The sequence below is a fragment of the Pseudoxanthomonas mexicana genome (genome assembly GCF_010093385.1).
Lineage (GTDB): Bacteria > Pseudomonadota > Gammaproteobacteria > Xanthomonadales > Xanthomonadaceae > Pseudoxanthomonas_A > Pseudoxanthomonas_A mexicana.
In genome coordinates this window covers 1-21973 of sequence record NZ_PDWV01000013.1, presented here as the reverse complement: position 1 = coordinate 21973, position 21973 = coordinate 1, and the positions used below count along the sequence as shown (strand labels likewise).

Sequence of the window (21973 nt, the reverse complement as noted above, 5' to 3'; positions counted from 1 at the left end):
GGACAATCGATGGCACGGAGCCATCCCCCTCACGATGACCGTGCCTGCTCCATGCAGGCGACGAAACGGTCGAACAGCGGTGCGACATCATGCGGTCCCGGCGATGCTTCCGGGTGGCCCTGGAACGAGAACGCCGGTGCGTCGGTCAGTTCGATGCCCTGGTTGGTGCCGTCGAACAGCGAACGGTGGATCACGCGCACGTTGGCCGGCAGCGTGGTCTCGTCGACCGCAAAGCCATGGTTCTGCGAGGTGATCATCACCCGGCCGGTGTCGAGGTCCTGGACCGGATGGTTGGCACCGTGGTGGCCGTGGCCCATCTTCATGGTCTGTGCGCCGGCCGCGAGCGCCAACAGCTGGTGGCCCAGGCAAATGCCGAAAGTCGGCGTCTTCTTCGCGATGAACTCGCGGATGGCGGTGACCGCGTAATCGCACGGCTCCGGATCGCCCGGGCCGTTGGACAGGAACACGCCATCGGGCTGCAGCGCCAGCACGTCGGCGGCGCTGGTCTGCGCCGGCACCACGGTCACGTCGCAGCCGCGTTCGGCCAGCATGCGCAGGATGTTGTGCTTCACGCCGAAGTCGTAGGCCACCACCTTGTACTTCGCCGGGGCCTGAACGAAGGCATTGCGGTCCAGGTCCAGCTGGCCATCGCGCCACGGGTAGGCCTTGTCGGTGGTGACCACCTTGGCCAGGTCCATGCCCTTCAGGCCAGGGAACTTGCGTGCCGCTTCCAGCGCCTTCTCGACATCGATGTCGTCGCCGGCCATCAGCGCCCCGTTCTGGGCGCCGCGCTCACGCAGGATGCGGGTCAGCTTGCGCGTATCGATGCCGGCGATGGCCACGATGCCGCGGGTCTGCAGCCATCCCGGGAGCGCCTGCTGGTTGCGCCAGCTGCTGGGGCGGCGCGGCACGTCGCGCACGATCAGTCCGGCGCACCAGACCCTGGACGCTTCATCGTCCTGGTCGGTACAGCCGGTGTTGCCGATATGGGGGTACGTCAGGGTGACGAGCTGGCGAGCGTAGGACGGGTCGGTCAGGACCTCCTGGTAGCCGGTCATCGCGGTGTTGAACACCACTTCGCCGACCGACAGGCCGTCTGCGCCTACGGATTCGCCCTCGAATACGGTGCCGTCTTCGAGTACGAGGAGTGCGGGTCGAGTCACGGGGTTCGCCTTGGGGTGGAGGAACCCTGTCCCACCGGCTTGCGGCTGCAAGAAACCGCGGACGCGGCGTTCATCCGGTCCGTGGCGATGGGTAACAGGCGAGCGGGAATTGTACGGAGAAGCCCTGTTCAGCGCCACCGTTTTTTGCATTCTGCTGCGGGGCCGCACCGGACAAGGGCGCCGCGCATTCAGATTCCAAGAGCGGGCATGATGAATGGGCGCGCATCAATCCAGAAGATCGCGCACGCGATAGGCCCCGGGTGGGCGCCCCACCAGCGACCGGGCCACATGCAGCGCACCGCGGGCGAAGATGTCGCGATGGGTCGCCCGATGGGTGAGCTCGATCCGCTCCCCCAGCCCGGTGAACTGCACCATGTGCTCGCCCACGATGTCGCCGGCTCGCAGGCTGGCATAGCGCACCGCCTGCCCCGCGCCGCCCGCCGCATGTCCCAGGGTCAGTGCCGTGCCGGACGGCGCGTCCTTCTTGTGCACGTGGTGCGATTCGACGATATCGACGTCCCAGCCCGGCAACGCCGCCGCGGCGCGCTCCACCAGTTCGGCCAGGACGGCCACGCCCAGGCTGAAATTGCTCGCCCAGACCAAGGGGATGCGGGTCGCCGCCGTGGCCAGTGCGTCCTGCTGCGCCGCATCGATGCCCGTGGTGCCGGACACCAGCGGACACCCACGGTCCACGCACAGGGCCAGAACGGCATCGAAGCCTTCGGGCAGGCTGAAGTCGACGGCCGCGTCGAAGGCCGGAACGCCGCCCAGCTCGGTGGCGGCGAAATGCGGCACGCCATCGACGACACGCTGCTCGGGGGCACGGCGTGTCACGGCGGCGACCACCGTGCATGCGGGCTGCTCGGCGGCCAGGCGGAGCAAAGCCTGGCCCATCCGGCCGGAGGCACCGTGGATCAGCAATCGGGTCGGAGAGGTGTCCATCCGGTCATGGTAACGGCCGGGTGCCGCGTGGCGAAGTCCCGGCGTTCAGGTGCACTGCGGATGACCAAGATGGAACCCCTGTCCCAACGGCACACCGAGCTGCTTCAGAGTTTCGAGCTGACGCGGGCTTTCCACACCCTCGGCGATGAGGTCGGCACCCGTGCCCTGTGCGAAGGTCAGCAGCGCGGCGATCAGCGTCTGCATGCGCGGGCGCTGATCGACTTCGCGGACCAGGGTGATGTCGAGCTTGATGATGTCCGGCGCCAGCCGCAGCACATGGCGCAGGCTGGCGAAGCCCGCGCCGGTATCGTCCACGGCGATGCGTACCCCCTCCTCCTGCAGCGCCGACAGTCGCTGGTTCAGGCGTCCGTAGTCGTCCACCGGCGTGTGCTCGGTAACCTCCAGTACCAGCCGCCGAAGGTCATGCCCGGCGATGAGCTGGCGCAGGCGTTCGCTGCACGCGGTTTCCGGCGACACGTTGACCGAAAGAAACGTCTCCGGGGGCAGCGATGGGAACCGCGCCAGCGCGGCGGCGGCGGCGGCCAGTTCCAGCTCGACGCTGAGTCCGGTACGCGCGGCATCCTCGAACCAGCGCACCGTCGACAGGTCGTACTCCAGCGGAAAGCGCGCCAATGCCTCGTGGCCGACGACGACACCATCGGCCAGCCTGACGATCGGCTGCAGGGCGATCGCGATCCGCCCGTGTTCCAGCACCTGCAGCAGGCGCTCCCGGACATCGCGCAGATCCCTGCGTTCGCGCTCGCCCTGCCCCATGCGAGCCTGGAGCGTCGCGCGCATCTGCGCATGCTCGATGGCCATGTACATGCTGGCGGCCACCAGCGTGCTCAACTGTTCCAGCGTGCTGCAATCGGTGTCGTCGTAGGCCCCGGGCGAGGCGGACAGCACCTTCAGCACACCGACCACCTGGTCGCGGAAGCGCAACGGCGCCACCAGCATCGAGCGCAGGCCCACCGTGCGGCAGGCTTCGCGATTGACGCGGGGATCGTCCTCGCTGTCGTCGCAGCGCAGCACGCAGGCCTCGCTGATGCAGCGCCCCGACAGGCTGCCTTCGACAGGCAACGCGAGACCGACCTGGCCATGCGCGATGCCGCTGGCCGACCAGTAGCGCATCAGGTCGCCGTCGCGGATCTCGAGTACCGCCCCGGCGGAGCGGGTCAGCGCCTGCGCGCGGGATGTGATGGCATCCACCACGTCCTGCGGGTCGGGGCCGGCGGCGGCAATCTCGCCTTGCGCCGCCACGATACGCCTCAGCAGGGCGACGGCGTCGGCGGACGCGCCCTCGCCCGACGTGGGCGCTGGCGGCCGGACCGACGACAGGGACGTCACTTTGCGATCCCGACTCATCTCCGACACTCCTTGCGGATGATGGACATGATGCATACCCCCTGCATCCACGCCGTGATGCTAGGGCGGTACGCGGGGCGCTGTCGAGTAAACGCGTTTATGAGGTCGTGCGCGTCACCCGTCCGTCGCGACGCCTGTCAGGCGCTTGCTCCAATCCTCCACCGAGCCGCGCTCGAGGCGCCGCTGGAACAGTACCCTCCACGAAGGGACCAACGGCAGTTCCAGTACGTCATGCAGCACGCCCGGGTCGATCGCCCGCTGATACAGCAGCGCGATGAAACGGGACAGGGGCCATGCCGGGTGGGGACGGTCTGCGAGCACCAGGGCATCGCCCTGCTGCACATGCCCCTCCTCGATCACCCGGTAGTACCAGCCCGTGCGACCGGTGTCCTGCACACGACGCGCCATGTCAGGAATGGCGAAGCGATCGGACAGCTTCCAGCACGGCTGGCGCGACTGCGAGACCTCCACCAGCGCCGTGCCCATGCGGTAGCGGTCTCCCAGGCACACGGTGTGCTCCAGCATGCCGGTGGTGGTGATGTTCTCGCCGAACGCACCGGGTTGCTCAAGCAGGGGGTGAAGCCCGATGTCGGCGCTCCAGGCACGGTAATGATCGCGCGGATAGTGATGGATGGCCTTGTCGGGCCCACCGTGGACACGCAGGTCGCCCTGCTCGTCGTCGGCGATCCCGAGCCGAGTGACGCGCTGTGGGCCGGATACAGGGGTCTTGGCGATGGCGCTGACGCTGCCCGCACGCGTGAAAGGCACCGCCTTGCCGATCAGTACGGCGTCGACGAGGAACCTGGATTGCTCGGCCACGCTCATGCCAGCACCCTTCCCAGTCCGCTTGCGTCGATCTCTTCCGCGGCGCGCGCCAGTACCGCGCCATCCACGTCCTCGTCGAATCCGATCCTGAAGTGCACATCGCCTTCCGGCGTTCGCGAGGAGTGGATCGACGACAGGCTGATGCCATGCCGTTCGAACACGTGCAGCAACGCCCGCAACGAGCCGGGGCGATCCTCCGGCAGGTGCACGCTGATCGCCTCCCGGCCGGCGAGGTCGGCCAGCAGGTAGCCGATCCGTTCGTAACTGTAGTTTCCCTGGGCCAGCATGTCCGGACCGATGGCGGCGTGGTTGTCATGCAGGAACTCGCGCCGGAACGCGGCGCGGGCCGCGTCCGTGCCCTCCCCCACCAGGTTCGCCATGTGCTGGATCTGCCGCGCCAGCGCCTGCAGCACATCGCTGGCATGAGGATTGCCGAACTGGATGTCTTCGTAGATCGCCGGGTTGAGCGACAGGATGCGCGCGATGATGGCCGCATCCATCTCGAACGACGCGGAACGGAACGGCATCAGCGCGTCCAGCGGGCCCGCGCGCGTCGCTTCGCTGCGCAGCACGCCCGCCTGGGCGAGGTGGGCGGCATGGACCATCGCCTGCACCAGCGCCATCACGCGATCGTGCTGCTCGGGCGTGGCCTGCACACACTCGGCCTCGAGCGCGGCGAGCAGCGACGCCATCCAAGGTCGCCATGCATCGAGGCGCGCTTCGCAGACCACCATCACCCTGCCCTTCAGAGTCGGCGTCTTGGGCGGTGCGGTCATCGGATGCAGGCCCACGACCTCTGCCCGCGACGCGAGCATCGCCGCCACCGGCGCAGCCTTGATCGAAGTGACGTCCAGCCACAAGCGCCCGGCTTCGCTACCGGCGGCAAGCTCCGCATAGCGGGCGATCAGCGCCCCGGTGCGGCGGATCGGCGCCGAGAAAACCAGGACGTCCGCCCGCTGCACGAGCTCGGCTTCGTCTCTCGATGCGGGGTCGGCGGGGTCGTGGCCGATGACCTCTAGGCCCATCCGTTCCTGGAAGAAGTGCTGCAGCCAGCGGCCATAGGCACCTGCGCTGCCGACGATGCCAATCAGGGGTCCGGACACGAAAAGGGCTCCACCAGGGAGCCCCATTCTAGAAGCAAGACGCCGCGCCGTATCAGGACGTCATGCGGTCCCAGAACCCCTTGACGCCGTCGAGGAACGTGGCCGACTTCGGCGAATGCTTGCGCGCTTCCTCTCCGATGAAGGTGGCCTCGAACTTCTCCAGCAGCTCCCGCTGTTCCGGGGTCAGGTTCACCGGTGTTTCCACCACCACGCGGCAGTACAGGTCGCCTTCGCTGCGGCTGCGCACGGACTTCACGCCCTTGCCGCGCAGGCGGAACAGCTTGCCGGTCTGCGTCTCGGCCGGGATGCGGATCTCCGCCTCGCCCTTCAGCGTCGGCACGCGCACGGTGTCGCCCAGCGCGGCCTGCGAGATGCGGATCGGCACCTCACAGTGCAGGTCGTCGCCATCGCGCTGGAAGATGTCGTGCTCGCGCACGCGCACTTCCACGTACAGGTCGCCCGGGGGCGTGCCGGGCGGACCGGCCTCGCCTTCGCCGGTCAGGCGGATGCGGTCGCCGTTGTCCACGCCGGCCGGGATCTTGACCGACAGCACCTTCTCTTCCTCCACGCGGCCGGCGCCATGGCACTCGGTGCAGGGATTCCTGATGGTCTGGCCGCGGCCACCGCAGGCCGGGCACGCCTGCTGCATGGCGAAGATGCCGCGCTGCATGCGCACGTTGCCGCGACCGCCGCAGGTGCCGCAGGTCTCGACGCGGCCGTCGGCCGAGCCCGTGCCCTTGCAGGGATCGCAGGCCACCAGCGTGGGGATTTCGATGCGTTTCTCGATGCCGGCGACGGCTTCTTCCAGGTCCAGTTCCATCACGTAGCCGACATCGGCGCCACGGCGTGCCGCGCGTGCGCCACCGCCGCCGAAGATGTTGCCGAAGATGTCGCCGAAGATGTCGCCCATGTCCGGGCCGCCGGGACCGCCACCGCCCATGCCGTGCTCGAACGCGGCATGGCCGTGCGCATCGTAGGCGCGGCGCTTGGCCCCGTCCGACAGCACCTCGTAGGCTTCCTTGCACTCCTTGAACGCCGCCTCGGCGGCGGCATCGCCGGGATTGCGGTCGGGATGGTGCTTCATCGCGCAGCGCCGATAGGCCTTCTTCAGGTCTTCTTCGCTGGCGTCGCGGGCCACGCCCAGGACTTCGTAGTAATCGCGCTTGCTCATGTGTCGTCAGGCTGGTCTGGCAGGGTCGCCGGATGGCAAAACGGGAGGCCGTGGCAGGCCACGTCTCCCGTTCGCCGCATCCCGTGGGCCGGGATTACTTCTTGTCGTCCTTGACTTCGGTGAACTCGGCGTCGACGACGTCGTCGGCCGGGGCCGCACCACCGCCCGCCGGACCCGCACCGGACTGGTCGCCCGACGCGGCCGCCGCATACAGGGACTGCCCGGCCTCCTCCAGCGCCTTGGCCTTGGCCTCGATCTGCGCCTTCTCGTCGCCCTTCATCGCGGTTTCCAGATCCGCGATGGCCGATTCGACGCGGCCGATCACGTCGCCCGGCACCTTGCTGCCGTGCTCGGTGATGGCGCTGCGGGTGGCGTGGATCAGGCCGTCGGCGTGGTTGCGCGCCTGCACCAGCTCCTGGAACTTCTTGTCTTCCTCGCGGTGCGCCTCGGCATCGGCGACCATCCGGTTGATCTCGTCCTCGGACAGGCCCGAACCGGCCTTGATCTCGACCTTCTGTTCCTTGTTGGTCTTCTTGTCCTTGGCCGACACGTGCAGGATGCCGTTGGCGTCGATGTCGAAGGACACCTCCACCTGCGGCATGCCGCGCGGCGCCGGCTCGATGCCCGCCAGGTCGAACTTGGCCAGCGACTTGTTGAAGCGGGCCTGTTCGCGCTCGCCCTGCAGCACGTGCACCGTCACCGCGGACTGGTTGTCCTCGGCGGTGGAGAAGGTCTGCGAGGCCTTGGTCGGGATGGTGGTGTTCTTCTCGATGATCTTGGTGAACACGCCGCCCAGGGTCTCGATGCCCAGCGACAGCGGGGTCACGTCGAGCAGCAGCACGTCCTTGACGTCGCCGGCCAGCACGCCGCCCTGGATCGCGGCGCCCAGCGCCACGGCCTCATCGGGGTTGACGTCCTTGCGCGGCTCCTTGCCGAAGAACTCGGCCACCGCCTGCTGCACCTTCGGCATGCGGGTCTGGCCGCCGACGAGGATGACTTCGCCGATGTCGCTGGCGCGCAGGCCGGCGTCGTTCAGCGCGATGCGGCACGGCTCGATCGTCTTCTTAACCAGGTCTTCGACCAGCGCTTCCAGCTTGGCGCGGGTCAGCTTGATGTTGAGGTGCTTCGGGCCCGAGGCGTCGGCGGTGACGTACGGCAGGTTCACTTCGGTCTGCTGCGAGCTGGACAGCTCGATCTTGGCGCGCTCGGCGGCGTCCTTCAGACGCTGCAGGGCCAGCGGGTCCTTGCGCAGGTCGATGCCCTGGTCCTTCTGGAACTCCTCGACGAGGTAGTCGATGACGCGCTTGTCGAAGTCCTCGCCGCCCAGGAAGGTGTCGCCATTGGTGGCCAGCACCTCGAACTGCTTCTCGCCATCGACGTTGGCGATCTCGATGATGGATACGTCGAACGTGCCGCCGCCCAGGTCGTAGACGACGATCTTGCGGTCGGCGCCGCCGTCACCCTTGTCCAGCCCGTAAGCCAGCGCGGCCGCGGTCGGCTCGTTGATGATGCGCTTGACGTCCAGGCCTGCGATCTTGCCGGCGTCCTTGGTGGCCTGGCGCTGGCTGTCGTTGAAGTAGGCCGGCACGGTGATGACGGCTTCGGTGACGGTCTCGCCCAGGAAGGCTTCGGCCGTCTTCTTCATCTTCTCCAGTACGCGCGCGGAGATTTCCTGCGGCGCCATCTTCTTGCCGTCGCTGGTCTGCACCCAGGCGTCGCCATTGTCGTGCGCGATGATGCCGTAGGGCACCAGGTCCAGGTCCTTCTTCACTTCGGCGTCGGTGAACTTGCGGCCGATCAGGCGCTTCACCGCGTAGAAGGTGTTCTTCGGGTTGGTGACGGCCTGGCGCTTGGCCGAGGCACCGACCAGCACTTCACCGTCCTTCGTGTAGGCCACGATGGAGGGGGTGGTGCGGTCGCCTTCCGAGTTCTCGATGACGCGGGCCTTGCCGCCGTCCATGATCGCCACGCACGAATTGGTCGTGCCCAGGTCGATGCCGATGATCTTGCCCATGATGGATTTCGCTCCCTAGCAAATTCTGATGTTGGACCCGGCGATCGGCCGGGTGGATGGTCCCGATATAGGGATGCGATGGCGCCGTTCAAGCGCCACCCGCGTGTCGTTCAGTCGTGCTTGGCCACCACCACCAGGGCGGGACGCAGCAGGCGGCCGTTGAGCACATAGCCCTTCTGGAACACCTGCACCACGGTGCCGGGTGCCGCGTCGGGCGCATCGGCCTGGCTGATGGCCTGGTGGTGTTCGGGGTTGAAAGCCTCGCCGGCCGGGTCGAGCAGGCTCAGGCCGTTGTCGCCGGCGACCTTCAGCAACTGCTTGAAGGTGAGCTCAAGTCCGTCCCGCAGGGGGCTGGGCTCGCTGCCGGCGGCGGCCAGGCCGGCGTCCAGGCTGTCGAACACCGGCAGCAGGTCGCCCAGCAGGCGCTCGTTGGCGAACTTGCGGGCCTGCTCGATGTCGCGTGCCACGCGCTTGCGCTGGTTCTCCAGATCGGCGCGCTCCAGCAGCGTGGTCGCCCGCAGCTGGTCCAGCTCGTTGCGCAGGGTTTCCAGCTCGGCCAGCAGGGCGGCGTCGGTGTCGGGGGATTCGGGCGCCTGGCCCGGGGTGGCATCGTGTTCGTGCTGTTCGTTCATTTCGGTTCCCTGGCGGCGGGTCCTGCCGCCCAACCGGGAACCTATGGGGCCGGCGCGTCGGGATTCAAGGCCGCGCCCAGCACATCGGCCGCCGCCTGCACCACCGGAATGACCCGGTCGTACGCCATCCGCGTGGGCCCGATGACGCCCAGCACCCCCAGCACCTGCCCGGCCGCCATGTACGGCGCGGTCACCACGGACACCCCGTCGTGTGGCGCCAGCCCGGTGTCCTCGCCGATGAAGATGCGTACGCCGGGCGCGCGGATCGTGCGTTCCAGCAGCTGCAGGATTTCTCGCTTGCGGGCGAAGGCTTCGAAGAGGTCGCGCAGCCGCTCCAGGTCGGCCAGCTCCTGCACGCCCATCAGCCGGGTCTGCCCAGCCAGCACCACATCGTCGTTGGGCGGCGTCAGCGCCTGCTCCGCCAGTTCGATGGATTCGGCCAGCAGGCCCTCCATCTCGGTCTGCGCCCGGCGCAGGTCGCGCAGCAGGCTGGCACGGATGTCCGCCAGCGATCGGCCGGCGAACTGGGCGTTGAGGTAGTTGGCGATGCGCTCCAGTTCGGCGCGCTCGTACGGACGGCGGGTCTCGATGACCCGGTTCTGCACGTCGTTGTCGGCGAACACCAGGATGGCCATCACCCGCTGCCCATCGAGCGGCACGAAATCGATGTAGCGGAAGGCGAACTGCTCGCGTCGCGGCACGCTGACCACGCCCACGAAATGGGTCATCGCCGACAGCAGCTCGGACGCATTGCCCAGCAGGGCCTGGGTTCCCGCACCGCTGGGAAGCTCGGCGCGCAGGCGCGCCACTTCGCCCTCGCCCAGCGACTTCACCTGCACCAGACTGTCGACGAACACCCGGTAACCCTGGGCGGTGGGAATGCGCCCGGCGGAGGTATGCGGGGAACTGAGCAGCCCCACCTCTTCCAGTTCCGACAGGATGTTGCGGATGGTGGCCGGACTGACTTCCAGCCCGGCATGGCGGGCCAGGGTCTGCGAACCCACCGGTTCGCCGTCGCGGATGTAGCGCGAGATCAGCGTGCGCAGCAACTGGCGGGCACGGGGGTCCAGCGAGGGCGACGGGGATTTCATGCCCGCTAGATAACGTCGTCCCCGCGGCTTTGCAAGCCATGCCCGTCCGTCTCAGAACTTGCGCCGGCTCCGCTTACAATCCGCCGCATGCTCAGACATCTCGCCATCAAGGACTTCGCCGTCGTCCGTGCCGCCGAACTCGAGTTCGGCGAGGGCATGACGGTCATCTCGGGTGAAACCGGCGCCGGCAAGTCGCTGCTCGTCGATGCCTTGGGTTTCCTGTCGGGTCTGCGTGCCGACAGCGGCGTGGTCCGCCATGGCGCCGAGCGCGCGGAACTGTCTGCCGAGTTTTCCGCCCCTTCGGGCTCGCCCGCCCAGGCCTGGCTGGCCGACAACGAACTGGACGATGAGGGCCAGTGCCAGCTGCGCCGCGTCATCCGTGCCGACGGCGGGTCCCGCGCCTGGATCAACGGGCGCAGCGTGACGCTGTCGCAGCTGGCCGAGCTGGCCGGCCGCCTGGTGGAGATCCACGGGCAGCACGAGCACCAGGCGCTGCTGGCGCGCAACAGCCAGCTCGATCTGCTGGATGCATTCGCCCGCAACGACGCCGAACGCGCCCGGGTGCGCGACGCGGCCCGCGCGTGGTCGGCCCTGCTCCAGCAGCGCGAGCAGCTCTCGGGCCAGGGCGACGTCTCCGACCGCATCAACTATCTGGAACACCAGCTGGCGGAGCTGCAGCGCGAAGACCTGTCGCCCGCCGCGCTCGAACAGCTGGTCGCCAGCCACCGCCGCCAGGCCCATGCCACCGGCCTGATCCAGGCCTGCGACGCCGCACTGGGGCAGCTCGCCGGCGACGACACGCCGTCCCTGACCCGCCAGCTGCAGCAGGTGCGGGCCGATCTTGCCCGCCAGGCCGAGCACGAACCGCGCCTGCGCGATGTCGACGGCCTGCTCGACGGCGCCGCCATCCAGATCGAGGAAGCCCTGTCCCTCTTGGGCCAGGTCCGCGACGACCTGGACGGCGAGCCCCTGCAGTTCGACGCCCTGGAGCGCAAGCTCGCCCGTGTGCACGACCTGGCGCGCAAGCACCGGGTGCCGCTGGAGGGCCTGCAGGAGCAGCACGACCGATTGGCCGCCGAACTGGACGGTCTACGTGGCGCCGGCGAACGCCTGCTGAAGCTCAACGACGAGATCGGCGCCGCCCGCCAGCAATGGCGCGATGCGGCGGGCGCGCTCAGCCGCACCCGCCAGCGTGCCGCCCGCGCCCTGGGCGATACCACCACCGCCCTGATCGCCGAGCTGGGCATGGGCGGTGGGCGTTTCGAGATCCTGCTGGAGCCGCAGGACGGTGAGCGCCCCGACCCGACGGGGGCCGAACGCGTCGAGTTCCTGGTATCGGCCAACGCGGGCCAGCCGCCACGCGCGCTGCGCAAGGTCGCCTCCGGCGGCGAGCTGGCGCGCATTTCGCTGGCCATCGAGGTGGCGGCGCTGGGGCTGGACGCGGTGCCCACCATGGTGTTCGACGAAGTGGACACCGGCATCGGCGGCGCCGTGGCCGAGATCGTCGGCCAGAAGCTGCGCGCCCTGGGCGCCCAGCGGCAGGTGTTGTGCGTCACCCACCTGCCCCAGGTCGCCGCACAGGGGCACGCGCACTACCGGGTCAGCAAGGCGCCGGTCGAGGGGATGACCCAGAGCGCGGTCGAAAAGCTCGGCGCGAAGCAGCGGGAAGAGGAACTGGCCCGCATGCTGGGCGGCGTGGAAGTCAGCAAGGAAGCCCACGCGGCCGCGAAGCGGCTGCTCGCCAACGCGGTCTGACTCCCCTGCTGCCGCTGCGGAAGTGACGCAAGTCGCGATGAGGCTCTACCGGTGCGGCTTCGCGACTGACGTCGCTCCCGCGTCCTTGAAAGGCGAACTGCCGGTCCTCAGCGCTTCTTGCGCACGTACAGCACCAGCGAGTGTTCTTCCAGCTCGTAGCCGTGCTTGGCGGCGATCTCCCGCTGCAGCTTCTCGATCTCGCTGCTCTCGAACTCGATGATCTTGCCGGTGTCCACGTCCACCATGTGGTCGTGGTGGCCGCCACGGTCCAGCTCGTAGACCGCCTGGCCGCCTTCGAAGTTGTGCTTGAGCACCAGCCCGGCCGCCTCGAACTGGGTCAGCACGCGATAGACCGTCGCCAGTCCGATCTCGTCGCCGTGCTCCAGCAGCTGCCTGTAGATGTCTTCCGCGCTCAGGTGGTGCTGGGCGCTCTTCTGCTCCAGCAGCTCCAGGATGCGCATCCGCGGGTGGGTGACCTTGAGGCCGACTTTGCGTAGATCCTGCGATTCCATGGCGTCTCCGTTCACTCTCGGTTTAGCGCCAGCTGCCTGAAGCTCGGTTGCGGCGGTCCGCGGAAGTGTATCATCGGCCCGGTTTCCCACCGTACCTGTCCCAATGCGCAAATTCCTGCTGGTTGCCGTCCTCGCTTCCGCCACCGCTGGCTGCGGCATCCTCTACAAGCAGCCGATCTACCAGGGCAACCTGATCGAGAAGACGGCCGTGGACCAGTTGCAGGTGGGCCAGAGCAAGCAGCAGGTGCAGTCGCTGCTGGGCAGCCCGTCGATCGCCGATCCGTTCCACGCCGACCGCTGGGACTACACGGCCAGCAACCGCACCAACCGGCGCGGCACCACCGAGATCAAGAACCTCACGCTGGTGTTCAACGGCGACACGCTGGCCAGCTGGGAGGGCGAATATTTCCCCGAAGCCGACCTGCAGCTGTCGCGCGACGTGCGCAAGTTCGGCCCCAACCTGGCCAAGGAAAAGAAAAAGGGTCGCCGCCGCTGAGGCGCGGCTCTTCTCTTACCTGAGCGCACGCCGCCGGCGCGCCTCCTTCGGATCGATCAGCAACGGCCGCAGCACTTCCACGCGGTCGTTTTCGTTTAATGGCGTGTCCGGCGTGGCGATGACGCCATGGACCGCCACCGCCGGATGGCCGGCATCGACGAAACCGCTGGCCGCCAGCGCGTCGCCGACGGTGGCGCCCGCCGGCAGATCCAGCCCCACCGATTCGAACCGGTGTGGCCAGGCGCGGATCACGTCCACCCGCACGTCATTCCCCGCGGTCGGCGGCGCGCACGAAGTCGTCCACCATCCGGTCGGCCAATCCCTGGAAGCCCAGGGCCATCGCCGGGCCCAGCAGGCGGCTGGAGGGTTCGAACTCCAGGGTCAGGGTCACCTTGCAGGCCGATTCGTCCAGGGCATGGAAATCCCAGCGCCCGTGCAGCTTGCGGAACGGGCCGTCGACCAGGTTCATGTCGATCCGGTGGGGCCGGTCCAGGGCGTTTTCGGTGGTGAACCAGGTGCGCAGCGAGCCCAGGCCCAGGTCCAGCCGCGCCACCAGCCGCGCTTCCCCCTGTTCGATCAGCTCGGCGGCGCTGCACCAGTCGAAGCGGCGCGGGTACGCGGCCACATCGTTGACCAGGTCGAACATCCGGGTGGCCGAGGGTTCGACCCGGGCGCTGCGGCGGATCGTATGCATGTGGCTCGCGTGGGGTTCCGCCTTCGGCGACAATAGGACGGATGGCAAAGAAACCCGACAAGAATAAAGCAACAGGCACGATCGCGCTGAACAAGCGCGCCCGGCACGAGTACCACCTTGAGCAGCGATACGAAGCGGGCATCGCCCTGCAGGGCTGGGAGCTGAAGGCCATCCGTGCCGGCCGCGCCAACATCACCGAGGCCTACGCGGTGATCCGGCATGGCGAGCTGTTCCTGTTCGGCGCGCAGATCACGCCGCTGATCCAGGCCTCCACCCACGTGGTCGCCGACGATCGCCGCACGCGCAAGCTGCTGCTGCATCGGAACGAGATCGACAGCCTGATCGGCAAGGTCGAGCGCGACGGCTACACACTGGTGCCCACGTCGCTGTACTGGAAGGGCAACAAGGTGAAGGCCGAGCTGGCGCTGGCCAAGGGCAAGCAGACCCACGACAAGCGCGCCAGCGAGAAGGACCGCGACTGGGCCCGCGAGAAGTCGCGCGTCATGCGCCAGCACAACAAGGACGCGTAGCTCCATCGCTTCGCGATGAAGCCCCCAAGATTTGCTTCGCAAATCTCGGGCCCCGACGCGCGCTGCCGATCCCCCATTCGCGCTGACGCGCGAATTCGCCCCCTTACTAAGGGGGCATATCAGGACTGCTCTGCGGACCTCAAGCCTGAACGCGCTGGCAGCGGTGCCTTGTGAAGCGGGGTGCCCGCCCCTACACTTGCCCTTGTCAGGAAGTTTCTGACTCCCGGGGGTGCACTGGCTTCGACGGGGGTTGCAAAGTTTCCTGGTGCATGCCGAGGGGGCAGCTTTCCTCGTAAATCCAGCGGCAAAACTCTAGTTGCCAACGACGACAACTACGCTCTCGCCGCTTAAGGCGTAAGCCCTGAAACTGCTTGTGTCCGTGCTCGCAGCGTAAGGTCATCATCACGGAATCGCCGGGAGTGGTTGCCTGTCAGCACCCGGTTAACCCAAAACAGGCTGGTTCTGCGGTGCGCTTGGCCCACCGTGCTGCTGCAGGACGAGACTCAACGGCGGGATAAGCATGTAGTACCGGGGATGGAGTGCCTTCGGACGGCGGTTCAATTCCGCCCACCTCCACCATTTCACTGTGTAATGCAGTACAAATCAGGTCGGAAAGCCCAATGAAATCAAGGCTTCCGGCCTTTTTTGTGTCTCCATGGGTGTCATGGGTGGTATTGCAAGCTCGCGGTAACTGTCGGTAGGTTTAGCGGGAACGGGGCCGGTCGCCGACCGGTTACCGTCAGCAAGGACTACCGCACGATGCCCCTGACCGACACCGCCATCCGCAAGGCCAAGCCCTCCGACAAGCCGGTGAAGCTCACCGACGGACAAGGTCTGTATCTGCTTCTGCGCCCGGACGGCGCGCGCTGGTGGCGCTGGGACTACCGCCGCCCGGTCACCGGAAAGCGGAACACCCTGAGCCTGGGCACCTACCCCGACACCGGTCTCGCGGACGCACGAGCGAAGCGCGACGAAGCGCGTCGCCTGCTGGCCGCCGGCGCTGACCCGGGCGAGCAGCGGAAGGCGGCGAAGGCCTCCGGCCAGGAGCGGGCAGCCAACAGCTTCGAGGTCGTCGCGCGCGAGTGGCTGGAGAAGCAGAGCGCCGTCTGGGTGCCGGCCCACTCCACGAAGATCCTGCTGCGGCTGCAGAACGACGTCTTCCCGTGGGTGGGCGGAAAGCCCGTCGCTGAGATCGGCGCCCGCGAACTGCTGGCCGTGCTGAATCGCGTGGTCGACCGCGGTGCTGTCGAGACCGCGCACCGCATCCTGCAGAACATGGGTCAGGTGTTCCGCTACGCCATCGCGACCGGCCGTGCCGACAGGAACCCGGCCGCTGACTTGCGCGGTGCCCTACCTCCTGTGAAGCAGACGCATCTGGCAGCCATCACCGAGCCGGCGCGCGTGGGCGAACTCATGCGCGCGATCGACAGCTATCAGGGCTCCTTCGTCACGAAGTGCGCGCTGCAGATCGCGCCGTATGTGTTCCAGCGCCCTGGCGAGCTGCGCTCGATGGAATGGGCTGAACTTGATCTCGACGCCGCCGAATGGAACATCCCAGCGGACAAGATGAAGATGCGGGTCGCGCACTTGGTCCCGTTGTCGCGCCAGGTCGTGAGCATCCTGCGCGAGATCGAGCCGCTGACCGGTCGTGGGAAGTACGTGTTCCCGGGCGTGCGATCGCGAAGCCGTCCGATGAGCGACAACACGATCCTGGCCGCGTTGCGCCGCATGGGATTCGACCGTGACGAGATGAGCGGCCACGGTTTCCGCGCGATGGCGCGGACGATCCTGGACGAGGTGCTGGGTGTGCGTCCGGACTACATCGAGCATCAGCTGGCGCATGCGGTGAAGGACCCGAACGGCCGCGCGTACAACAGAACTGCGCACCTCGAGGCACGCACGAAGATGATGCAAGACTGGGCCGACTACATCGACGGGCTGCGCGACCAGAGCAACGTGCTGCCCTTCCCCAAGAGATCCGGCACGAGCCGGTAATGCGGCGGAACCGGGTGTTACGAGCACCCGGCCCGCCTTCCACAACCGTTCCGAAGGAGAACGACCATGGCAATCGCAAGTGTACCCGCTACCCGCACGCACCTCCCCGACCCGCTGGTCACCGAGGCCACGCGCCTACTGAGCCAGTCGCGCGCGATCGTCGAGCTGATCCACGCCGGCGGCAATCACATCGACGACAGAGAGACGTTGCCGAGCGCCTGCTGGGCACTGTCGGACATGCTGTCCCGTGTCAGCCAGATCGTGCAGGCGCGCAGCGAGGTGTCCCATGCGCGCTGAAATCCTCCTCCCTGGCACTCCCGTTGCCCTACCCTTCCGGCGCCGTGTGGCCGGCACTCCGCGCCCGTTGCGACGCGTACCTGGTCAGCGCGTGGGTCGCCGTACGTATCGAGTGTGCGTCACCCTGCAGATGCCCGATGGCGGCGTGGTGAGCGGATTTCCACTCGGCCCCGAGCGGCAGACCCGCCTGCAAGCCCGCAAGCTCCTGAAGCGCATTCGTGCGGTGGTCCCTGAGGCCGGCATCCTGCGCGGCCAGGAGGTGCTGTGATGGACGGCCAGCTGACCGTGGGGCGGTTCGATGACGGCGGCGAGTTCATCGACGTGGATCTGCGCGCGCTTCGCAAGGCAGCCACACCGCGTTGGCGCGCCCGCGATGGCGAAGGGAAAGGCGTGCCGGCGCATGAGGTTCGGAAGGGGTTGGCCGACCTAGTCGACCGACTCGGCTGGCCAGGAGGCAGCGACGCGCAAGACGACGTCCGTTTCGTGTTGGGACTGGTGAACCGACTGCTCGACCAGCAGGACGAACAGCGACGCGGCGCTGAGATCGCGCTGAAGCGAATCCAGCAGGCGATCACGGAAATCGATGACCCGGAGATCGAGGAGCAGTTCGAGGTGCTCTCTGACTGCGTGGCGCCAGTTGAACGCGTCTGGGGGAGGAGCTGACCATGAAGGAGCGATTCACTCTCGCCGCTGGCTACCCGCATCCGTATCAAGCGAACCTGAAACTTGTGACCGCCGTGCGGATCGCTGATCGATGCCGCGGCCAGGTTCCGACTGTGCAGCAGCTAATGCAGGACCTGGGCATGCACCGCGCGACGGCCTATCGGTGGCGCGCCGCACTGCGCATGGCGAAGTCAGTACCGGCCGAGGACTGAAGGTGAGCAGCGCATCGTTTGCGAAACGTCGACGCTTTATTGCATGGGCTCGTGCTGAAGACGCCAAGCAGGTATCGAAGCACAGTGATGTTCCACCCGAGCGCCTCACGCTCCTAGGTGGCGTAGGCGCTGGACTGAAGTTCGCAGGAGATGCTGGAGCGCCGCCTGCTCGAGACCCTGTGCAGGAGGCGCGTGATGCGCTAACCGCTCGACTAGACAAGTACCTCTCCGAGTATCTCGCTGGCGAGAACAACACGACGAGGCTGGGCGAGCTGGTGACGATTCTCAGCGGCGAGATCGGAAGGAGCGCAGCCCTGCAAACAAGTGTGAGCAAGAACAGTTGGCTCGGTCACTACGTGCAAGCCGCGTGCGAACGGAGAAGGCGTCCCGGCCGACAGAAGGACCACCGTCTCGCTCAGTTTTTCCTGTACGCCTGGACCCAGGTAAGCATCGAGCGAGCGGAGCGCGGAGAGCGCGTCGCCTCTGTCTACCCTCCAGCGGGCGAAATCCTCGAGTGGATCCATAGCCAAGTCGACGATGACGGAAGCAAGCTGTGGCACATACCCCCGGGGATCTCAGAGCGGGACGTAAGAGTCGAGCTGAAGAAGATCCGAGCCTCCGCCTGGATGAAGCAGCGAGCAGCAGAGGGCCGCTTCGATAAGCCCCCTGAAAATCTGGAGGAAAAATAGTCGCCTTTCTCCCCCCAGATCTGTTTGGAGGCACCCAAAACTAGGCATATTGTTGGAAACGGCCTCACAACATATCGCCGTTTTATGCCTACCCCTCCCGAGCAGTTCTATCGTGTTACGGATATCGTCGGCGACCGCAAGCGCGGCATTCCCGCGATCTTCCCCGTCTCCAAGTCCTACTGGCTGAAAGGCGTCCGCGCCGGCAAGTTCCCGAAGCCGATCCGCCTGAGCCCTGGCGTGGTCGTCTGGAAGGGGTCGGACATCGACGCCCTGATCCAGCGGACGATTGCTGCTGCAACGCCGGTCGAGGCCGCGGAGCCGCAGTCGTGAGCGCGCCGGCCGATTGGAGGGTTCGGGATGGACTGCTTCTGCTGAAGGCGGCGAACGCGGTGCTTGCACAGGCTCAGGCCGCCGGCGTCCAGCCAGACCTAGACGCATTCGGGGCCATCGTACGGCTGTCCAGCCGGCTCATGCCTCCGAGCGCGATTCAAGCCGAATGCCCCCTCTTCGAGCGCTCGATTCCTCCAGCGCTTCGCGTCGAGCCCGTGCACGACGTGGTCAGCTTTCGCCACTTCCTCTGCCAGGAACTCGAGACAATCCTCTGCCAGTTGCGGGCGTCCGAGGCAGCAGGTCCGGCCGCATGCACACGTGACCTGGCCGTCTCGGTGACGCATGCGCAGCTGTTCTTGGATCGCCTGCGCGCCAGCCTCAACATGGTGCTCGACGAGCGCGCGTCGGGCGGTGTCCATTGAACCCGGCACTGCAGATCTACGCGGCACTCTACCAGCCCAGTGCCGAGCAGCAGGCCCGGGCACTGGCCGAGGTCGGCGACGCGATTCAAGCCCAGATGGCCGCGCTCAGCGACGACCCCACGGTCGAGCGTGCAGAGGCCATGGCGGCCAATCTGCTGGGGGCGCACCGCGCTGTCCTGCGGCTTCGCGAAGCCCTGCTGCGGAGGGATGCCGCGCATGCCGGCTGAGACCATCCTCGAGCGCCTGGACGGCGTACAGCGCAGCGGCCGCGGCTGGCGGGCCTGCTGCCCGGCCTGCAGCAAGACGAGTCGGAGCCGGAAGCTGGCGGTCAGCGATTTGGATGATGGCCGCGTGCTCTTGCACTGCTTCGCAGGGTGCGACGCTGCGGCTATCGTCCAAGCGGCAGGACTGACCCTCGGCGATCTGTTTCCCGAACGTCTGGCAGCAGACACGCCGGAAGACCGCCGGCGGCGACAGCGCGCAGCGCGCGAGTCCCAGTGGGGCGCCGCGCTCGACGCACTCTGCCTGGAGTCGAAGGTCGTCTGGTTCTCGGCAGCAGACGTCTCGCAGGGGATCGCACTGTCGTCCGACGACACGGCGCGGCTGAAACTCGCCATCGATCGAATCGACGAGGTCCAGCAGATCCTCAGACCTCGCCCGCCGTGGCGCCCGAGGTGCGGAAATGAGCCGGGCCACGCTGGAGCAGCGAGCCGAGCAGGCGCTGTCCAATGCGGACGAGCGCGACGAGGCGCTGGCGGCCGAGTTCGGATCCCCTGGCGAGCCCGTGCGCGCGCTGCAGAGCGTGCGAAAGCCCTCCCTCGCCGACAGCCTGGCCCACCACCTGACGCCGCTGTCCGAAGAAGACCTCGCGCTCGCCGAGCTGCCTGACCCGCATGCGTTCGAGGGCGACGGCACCGGCCTATTCCCCGTCGGCGAAGTGACGGTGATCGGCTCTCCGGGCCGCGAAGGCAAGACCAGCACGCTCGTGGCGCTGGCGATCGCCTATGCCCTCGGACGCACGGTCGCAGGTTGCGCGCCACGCCATGGCACCGACGTGGTCGTGTACAGCGCCGAAGACAGCCGTAAGCAGTTCGCCCGCAAGCTGCGCGCCCAGACGGCGCGGATGACCGCCGGCGATGCGGCGACAGCCATCGCCCGGATCCGTGTCCCTGACCTGGAAGCGCCGGAGCTGCGCGACATCCGCCAACTGATCACCCTGCACGAGCGCAGTCCGGTGCCGACCATCATGGTCGACAGCCTGATCGCGGCGCTGGCAAAGCTCAGCGACGGAAAGCGCCGGCCCGGCTTGGTCTTCTTCGAGACCGCCTCGACGCTGACAGACGCGGACGAGGACAACCGGGGCCACCGTGCGCTGATCGCGGCGCTGCAGCGGATCGCCCGCGAGCTTTCGGTCGCTGCTGTGCTGATCCACCACACGAGCCAGGCCGCCGCCAACAACCTCCCCGACCTGACGATCAGCACCGCCGACATCCGCGGCGCCACGTCGCTGGTGGCCAACGCCCGCCAGTGCTTCCTGCTGGTCAACCTGGGATCGGAAGACGAGCCGTTCGCCGACGGCGACGCCCGGACGGTCCTGCGGCGCGCGGTGGCCCCGGGAATGTCGGAGCGGCTGGCCGGCCTGGTCTGCCTGGACAGCTCGAAGTGCCAGGACCCGCCGCCCGTGTTCTTCCGCTGGCATGCCACCGCGTACGGTCCAGCATTGGCGGAGCACAACGCGCCTTCCGATCTGGCCGGCAAACGCTGGCGCAAGCTGCACGAGGTCATCCGCGGCCGCCGCGCCGAGATGCGCCAGGAGGCCAAGGACGAGGGGCGCCGCGCGCTGGTGAGCCAGGTCGTGCGTGTCGTGGCGAAGCTGACCGAGGACGGCAAGCAGGCCACCGCGCGCGCCGTGTCAGTCGCCGCTGGCAAGTCGCCGACTTGGGGCACGCAGTACCTGCAGGACGCAGTTCGCGACGGCCTGCTGGTCTCGCGCGAGGAGAAGGTCGAGCGTCGGAAGGATCCAGCGATCGTCTACCACCTCAACGACTCGACGGAGTTCTGAAAATGGACCGTCGAGTCAGCAGCAAAACGCAGGCAGCACAAGGGTTTCCACTCGACGGTGACTCGACGCTTCCAGTCCAAAGCCACTACGGGAAGGAAATCGAGGTAGGAGGTCGTCGTCGTATGGCGACTCCTAACCGTTTTCCCTCTGTGTCCAGTGACTCGACTGACTCAACGACGGTCTTTATAGGGGTGTGGGGATTTTCGTCGAGTGAGTCAGATCGGCGGGAAACTGCCTGCCTGCCCCCGTTGAATGTCTCTCGCGCGCACGCGCGCGTTTGGGGGCCGACTTTGCGCCGTCTACGAGAGCGCCTTCAGTGCGTCGTCGCACCGACGGACGATCTCCTCGCACGCCTCTTGGACCACGCTGGGAGATCCTGCCCCCCGCCGCACAGCCAGCGCGGCGACGATTGCGCTCGTACCGCCGCCGTTGACCTGATCGCGCGGCTCGTCCAGATGGGCCGCCAGCGACCTACAGCAGGCATCGACCTCGGCCATGGCGTGGATCTGGTCGAAGGCATCCAGTTCACGGTACGGGCTGAAAGCCGCCAGGTACTGCCAGCGATTGAACACCGCGCGTGCCCGGAGTCTCCCAGCAGCGGATGTGGTGACCTGCTCGAACGGAAGCGCAGCCTGGTGCTGCAGGCGTCGCAGTCCTTCCACCAGGATCAGGCGCAGGCGGTCGCGCTCCTTGTCCGCGCGATGGTCAGCTACCCAAACAGCGCCCATTACCGTGATCGCGGCGCCGGCCAGAGCTCCCAGCAGTGCGGCGATATCCGAGCCCGCGGGCCCGGCGCTAGGCGCTTGAGCCCCAATGGCCATTCCGGCCATGAATCCCGCGATCGTGCCGGCCATGAACAGCGTTACGACCGGTGCGTGTTGAGCCAGCTTCCTGAGCATTCCCGTCTCCTGTGGTCTCCCGCCTCCATGGTGAGGGGCCGCTGCCACCTCAATCAATGCCGTCGCCGGCACCCCCTCACCATGGAGGCGGGAGACCACAGGAGACGGGAA

Annotated in this window: 26 protein-coding genes and 1 other RNA gene; 14 read left to right on the top strand and 13 right to left on the bottom strand. The window is 67.5% G+C overall.

Annotated features, from left to right (window positions below; translation table 11 throughout):
* Positions 1-29: 29 nt before the first annotated feature.
* The 9 genes from carA to hrcA form a co-directional block, all read right to left on the bottom strand.
* Positions 30-1163, bottom strand: a complete 1134-nt coding sequence (gene carA, locus CSC76_RS06820) for a glutamine-hydrolyzing carbamoyl-phosphate synthase small subunit (RefSeq protein WP_162109302.1) — start codon at positions 1161-1163, stop codon at positions 30-32.
* Between the two features lie 225 nt (positions 1164-1388).
* Positions 1389-2105, bottom strand: coding sequence for a 4-hydroxy-tetrahydrodipicolinate reductase (gene dapB, locus CSC76_RS06815; protein WP_162109301.1), 717 nt, complete (start codon positions 2103-2105; stop codon positions 1389-1391).
* Positions 2106-2150: 45 nt separating this feature from the next.
* Positions 2151-3470 carry a sensor domain-containing phosphodiesterase gene (locus CSC76_RS06810; RefSeq protein ID WP_162109300.1) on the bottom strand — a complete coding sequence of 440 codons (1320 nt, stop codon included), beginning with the start codon at positions 3468-3470 and terminating at the stop codon, positions 2151-2153.
* Positions 3471-3584: 114 nt separating this feature from the next.
* Positions 3585-4295, bottom strand: a complete 711-nt coding sequence (locus CSC76_RS06805) for an MOSC domain-containing protein (RefSeq protein ID WP_162109299.1) — start codon at positions 4293-4295, stop codon at positions 3585-3587.
* A complete protein-coding gene (locus CSC76_RS06800; RefSeq protein WP_238394892.1) occupies positions 4292-5398 on the bottom strand; it encodes a prephenate dehydrogenase in 1107 nt (368 codons plus the stop codon). Before CSC76_RS06800 ends, CSC76_RS06805 begins: the two co-directional genes overlap by 4 nt.
* A 52-nt stretch (positions 5399-5450) precedes the next feature.
* Complete coding sequence (gene dnaJ, locus CSC76_RS06795) at positions 5451-6569, bottom strand: molecular chaperone DnaJ (protein ID WP_162109297.1); 1119 nt, start codon at positions 6567-6569, stop codon at positions 5451-5453.
* Positions 6570-6663: 94 nt separating this feature from the next.
* The gene (dnaK, locus tag CSC76_RS06790; RefSeq protein ID WP_162109296.1) at positions 6664-8583 is read right to left on the bottom strand and encodes a molecular chaperone DnaK; all 1920 of its coding nucleotides are present in this window, start codon (positions 8581-8583) and stop codon (positions 6664-6666) included.
* 110 nt (positions 8584-8693) lie between these two features.
* Positions 8694-9215, bottom strand: coding sequence for a nucleotide exchange factor GrpE (gene grpE, locus CSC76_RS06785; protein ID WP_162109295.1), 522 nt, complete (start codon positions 9213-9215; stop codon positions 8694-8696).
* 41 nt (positions 9216-9256) lie between these two features.
* Entirely contained in the window at positions 9257-10306 is a 1050-nt protein-coding gene (hrcA, locus tag CSC76_RS06780) for a heat-inducible transcriptional repressor HrcA (protein ID WP_162109294.1), read from the bottom strand.
* Positions 10307-10393: 87 nt separating this feature from the next.
* Between hrcA and recN the strand changes: the two genes are divergently transcribed.
* A complete protein-coding gene (gene recN / locus CSC76_RS06775) occupies positions 10394-12061 on the top strand; it encodes a DNA repair protein RecN (protein ID WP_162109293.1) in 1668 nt (555 codons plus the stop codon).
* A 107-nt stretch (positions 12062-12168) separates the two neighbouring features.
* Here recN and fur read toward each other — a convergent pair whose 3' ends face one another.
* Positions 12169-12573 (bottom strand): ferric iron uptake transcriptional regulator, encoded by a 405-nt coding sequence (gene fur, locus CSC76_RS06770; RefSeq protein WP_162109292.1) that lies wholly within the window; start codon positions 12571-12573, stop codon positions 12169-12171.
* A 103-nt stretch (positions 12574-12676) separates the two neighbouring features.
* Here fur and CSC76_RS06765 point away from each other — a divergent pair, with 103 nt between their 5' ends.
* On the top strand, positions 12677-13069 hold the full coding sequence (locus CSC76_RS06765; protein ID WP_162109291.1) for an outer membrane protein assembly factor BamE: 393 nt from the start codon (positions 12677-12679) through the stop codon (positions 13067-13069).
* A gap of 15 nt (positions 13070-13084) precedes the next feature.
* Here the strand turns inward: CSC76_RS06765 and CSC76_RS06760 are convergent, their stop codons facing one another.
* Positions 13085-13333, bottom strand: a complete 249-nt coding sequence (locus tag CSC76_RS06760) for an RnfH family protein (protein WP_162109290.1) — start codon at positions 13331-13333, stop codon at positions 13085-13087.
* Between the two features lies 1 nt (position 13334).
* Positions 13335-13763 carry a type II toxin-antitoxin system RatA family toxin gene (locus CSC76_RS06755; protein WP_162109289.1) on the bottom strand — a complete coding sequence of 143 codons (429 nt, stop codon included), beginning with the start codon at positions 13761-13763 and terminating at the stop codon, positions 13335-13337.
* A 41-nt stretch (positions 13764-13804) separates the two neighbouring features.
* Here CSC76_RS06755 and smpB point away from each other — a divergent pair, with 41 nt between their 5' ends.
* The 12 genes from smpB (at position 13805) to CSC76_RS06695 (ending at position 20963) form a co-directional block, all read left to right on the top strand.
* Positions 13805-14293, top strand: a complete 489-nt coding sequence (smpB, locus tag CSC76_RS06750; RefSeq protein WP_162109288.1) for an SsrA-binding protein SmpB — start codon at positions 13805-13807, stop codon at positions 14291-14293.
* A gap of 225 nt (positions 14294-14518) precedes the next feature.
* Positions 14519-14872, top strand: a transfer-messenger RNA (tmRNA) gene (ssrA, locus tag CSC76_RS06745).
* 180 nt (positions 14873-15052) lie between these two features.
* Positions 15053-16288, top strand: coding sequence for a tyrosine-type recombinase/integrase (locus tag CSC76_RS06740; RefSeq protein ID WP_162109287.1), 1236 nt, complete (start codon positions 15053-15055; stop codon positions 16286-16288).
* Between the two features lie 66 nt (positions 16289-16354).
* Positions 16355-16585 (top strand): hypothetical protein, encoded by a 231-nt coding sequence (locus tag CSC76_RS06735; protein WP_162109286.1) that lies wholly within the window; start codon positions 16355-16357, stop codon positions 16583-16585.
* A gap of 91 nt (positions 16586-16676) precedes the next feature.
* Positions 16677-16853 (top strand): hypothetical protein, encoded by a 177-nt coding sequence (locus CSC76_RS06730; protein ID WP_162109285.1) that lies wholly within the window; start codon positions 16677-16679, stop codon positions 16851-16853.
* Positions 16853-17248 (top strand): hypothetical protein, encoded by a 396-nt coding sequence (locus CSC76_RS06725; RefSeq protein WP_162109284.1) that lies wholly within the window; start codon positions 16853-16855, stop codon positions 17246-17248. Before CSC76_RS06730 ends, CSC76_RS06725 begins: the two co-directional genes overlap by 1 nt.
* A gap of 2 nt (positions 17249-17250) precedes the next feature.
* The gene (locus CSC76_RS06720) at positions 17251-17460 is read left to right on the top strand and encodes a hypothetical protein (protein ID WP_162109283.1); all 210 of its coding nucleotides are present in this window, start codon (positions 17251-17253) and stop codon (positions 17458-17460) included.
* A 2-nt stretch (positions 17461-17462) separates the two neighbouring features.
* Entirely contained in the window at positions 17463-18149 is a 687-nt protein-coding gene (locus CSC76_RS06715) for a hypothetical protein (RefSeq protein WP_162109282.1), read from the top strand.
* A gap of 84 nt (positions 18150-18233) precedes the next feature.
* Positions 18234-18479 carry a helix-turn-helix transcriptional regulator gene (locus CSC76_RS06710; RefSeq protein ID WP_162109281.1) on the top strand — a complete coding sequence of 82 codons (246 nt, stop codon included), beginning with the start codon at positions 18234-18236 and terminating at the stop codon, positions 18477-18479.
* Complete coding sequence (locus CSC76_RS06705; RefSeq protein WP_162109280.1) at positions 18476-18901, top strand: hypothetical protein; 426 nt, start codon at positions 18476-18478, stop codon at positions 18899-18901. Before CSC76_RS06710 ends, CSC76_RS06705 begins: the two co-directional genes overlap by 4 nt.
* Positions 18898-19128 carry a hypothetical protein gene (locus tag CSC76_RS06700; protein ID WP_162109279.1) on the top strand — a complete coding sequence of 77 codons (231 nt, stop codon included), beginning with the start codon at positions 18898-18900 and terminating at the stop codon, positions 19126-19128. Before CSC76_RS06705 ends, CSC76_RS06700 begins: the two co-directional genes overlap by 4 nt.
* A 455-nt stretch (positions 19129-19583) precedes the next feature.
* The gene (locus CSC76_RS06695; RefSeq protein ID WP_162109278.1) at positions 19584-20963 is read left to right on the top strand and encodes an AAA family ATPase; all 1380 of its coding nucleotides are present in this window, start codon (positions 19584-19586) and stop codon (positions 20961-20963) included.
* A 299-nt stretch (positions 20964-21262) separates the two neighbouring features.
* Here CSC76_RS06695 and CSC76_RS06690 read toward each other — a convergent pair whose 3' ends face one another.
* The gene (locus CSC76_RS06690) at positions 21263-21862 is read right to left on the bottom strand and encodes a hypothetical protein (protein WP_162109277.1); all 600 of its coding nucleotides are present in this window, start codon (positions 21860-21862) and stop codon (positions 21263-21265) included.
* Positions 21863-21973 lie beyond the last annotated feature (111 nt).

Bases quoted from the DNA above. Each gene is read 5' to 3' on its own strand.
- dapB (WP_162109301.1), bottom strand. From the start codon at position 2,105: ATGGACACCTCTCCGACCCGATTGCTGATCCACGGTGCCTCCGGCCGG.
- CSC76_RS06810 (WP_162109300.1), bottom strand. From the start codon at position 3,470: ATGAGTCGGGATCGCAAAGTGACGTCCCTGTCGTCGGTCCGGCCGCCA.
- CSC76_RS06805 (WP_162109299.1), bottom strand. From the start codon at position 4,295: ATGAGCGTGGCCGAGCAATCCAGGTTCCTCGTCGACGCCGTACTGATC.
- dnaJ (WP_162109297.1), bottom strand. From the start codon at position 6,569: ATGAGCAAGCGCGATTACTACGAAGTCCTGGGCGTGGCCCGCGACGCC.
- dnaK (WP_162109296.1), bottom strand. From the start codon at position 8,583: ATGGGCAAGATCATCGGCATCGACCTGGGCACGACCAATTCGTGCGTG.
- grpE (WP_162109295.1), bottom strand. From the start codon at position 9,215: ATGAACGAACAGCACGAACACGATGCCACCCCGGGCCAGGCGCCCGAA.
- hrcA (WP_162109294.1), bottom strand. From the start codon at position 10,306: ATGAAATCCCCGTCGCCCTCGCTGGACCCCCGTGCCCGCCAGTTGCTG.
- recN (WP_162109293.1), top strand. From the start codon at position 10,394: ATGCTCAGACATCTCGCCATCAAGGACTTCGCCGTCGTCCGTGCCGCC.
- fur (WP_162109292.1), bottom strand. From the start codon at position 12,573: ATGGAATCGCAGGATCTACGCAAAGTCGGCCTCAAGGTCACCCACCCG.
- CSC76_RS06765 (WP_162109291.1), top strand. From the start codon at position 12,677: ATGCGCAAATTCCTGCTGGTTGCCGTCCTCGCTTCCGCCACCGCTGGC.
- CSC76_RS06755 (WP_162109289.1), bottom strand. From the start codon at position 13,763: ATGCATACGATCCGCCGCAGCGCCCGGGTCGAACCCTCGGCCACCCGG.
- smpB (WP_162109288.1), top strand. From the start codon at position 13,805: ATGGCAAAGAAACCCGACAAGAATAAAGCAACAGGCACGATCGCGCTG.
- CSC76_RS06740 (WP_162109287.1), top strand. From the start codon at position 15,053: ATGCCCCTGACCGACACCGCCATCCGCAAGGCCAAGCCCTCCGACAAG.
- CSC76_RS06735 (WP_162109286.1), top strand. From the start codon at position 16,355: ATGGCAATCGCAAGTGTACCCGCTACCCGCACGCACCTCCCCGACCCG.
- CSC76_RS06725 (WP_162109284.1), top strand. From the start codon at position 16,853: ATGGACGGCCAGCTGACCGTGGGGCGGTTCGATGACGGCGGCGAGTTC.
- CSC76_RS06720 (WP_162109283.1), top strand. From the start codon at position 17,251: ATGAAGGAGCGATTCACTCTCGCCGCTGGCTACCCGCATCCGTATCAA.
- CSC76_RS06710 (WP_162109281.1), top strand. From the start codon at position 18,234: ATGCCTACCCCTCCCGAGCAGTTCTATCGTGTTACGGATATCGTCGGC.
- CSC76_RS06695 (WP_162109278.1), top strand. From the start codon at position 19,584: ATGAGCCGGGCCACGCTGGAGCAGCGAGCCGAGCAGGCGCTGTCCAAT.
- CSC76_RS06690 (WP_162109277.1), bottom strand. From the start codon at position 21,862: ATGCTCAGGAAGCTGGCTCAACACGCACCGGTCGTAACGCTGTTCATG.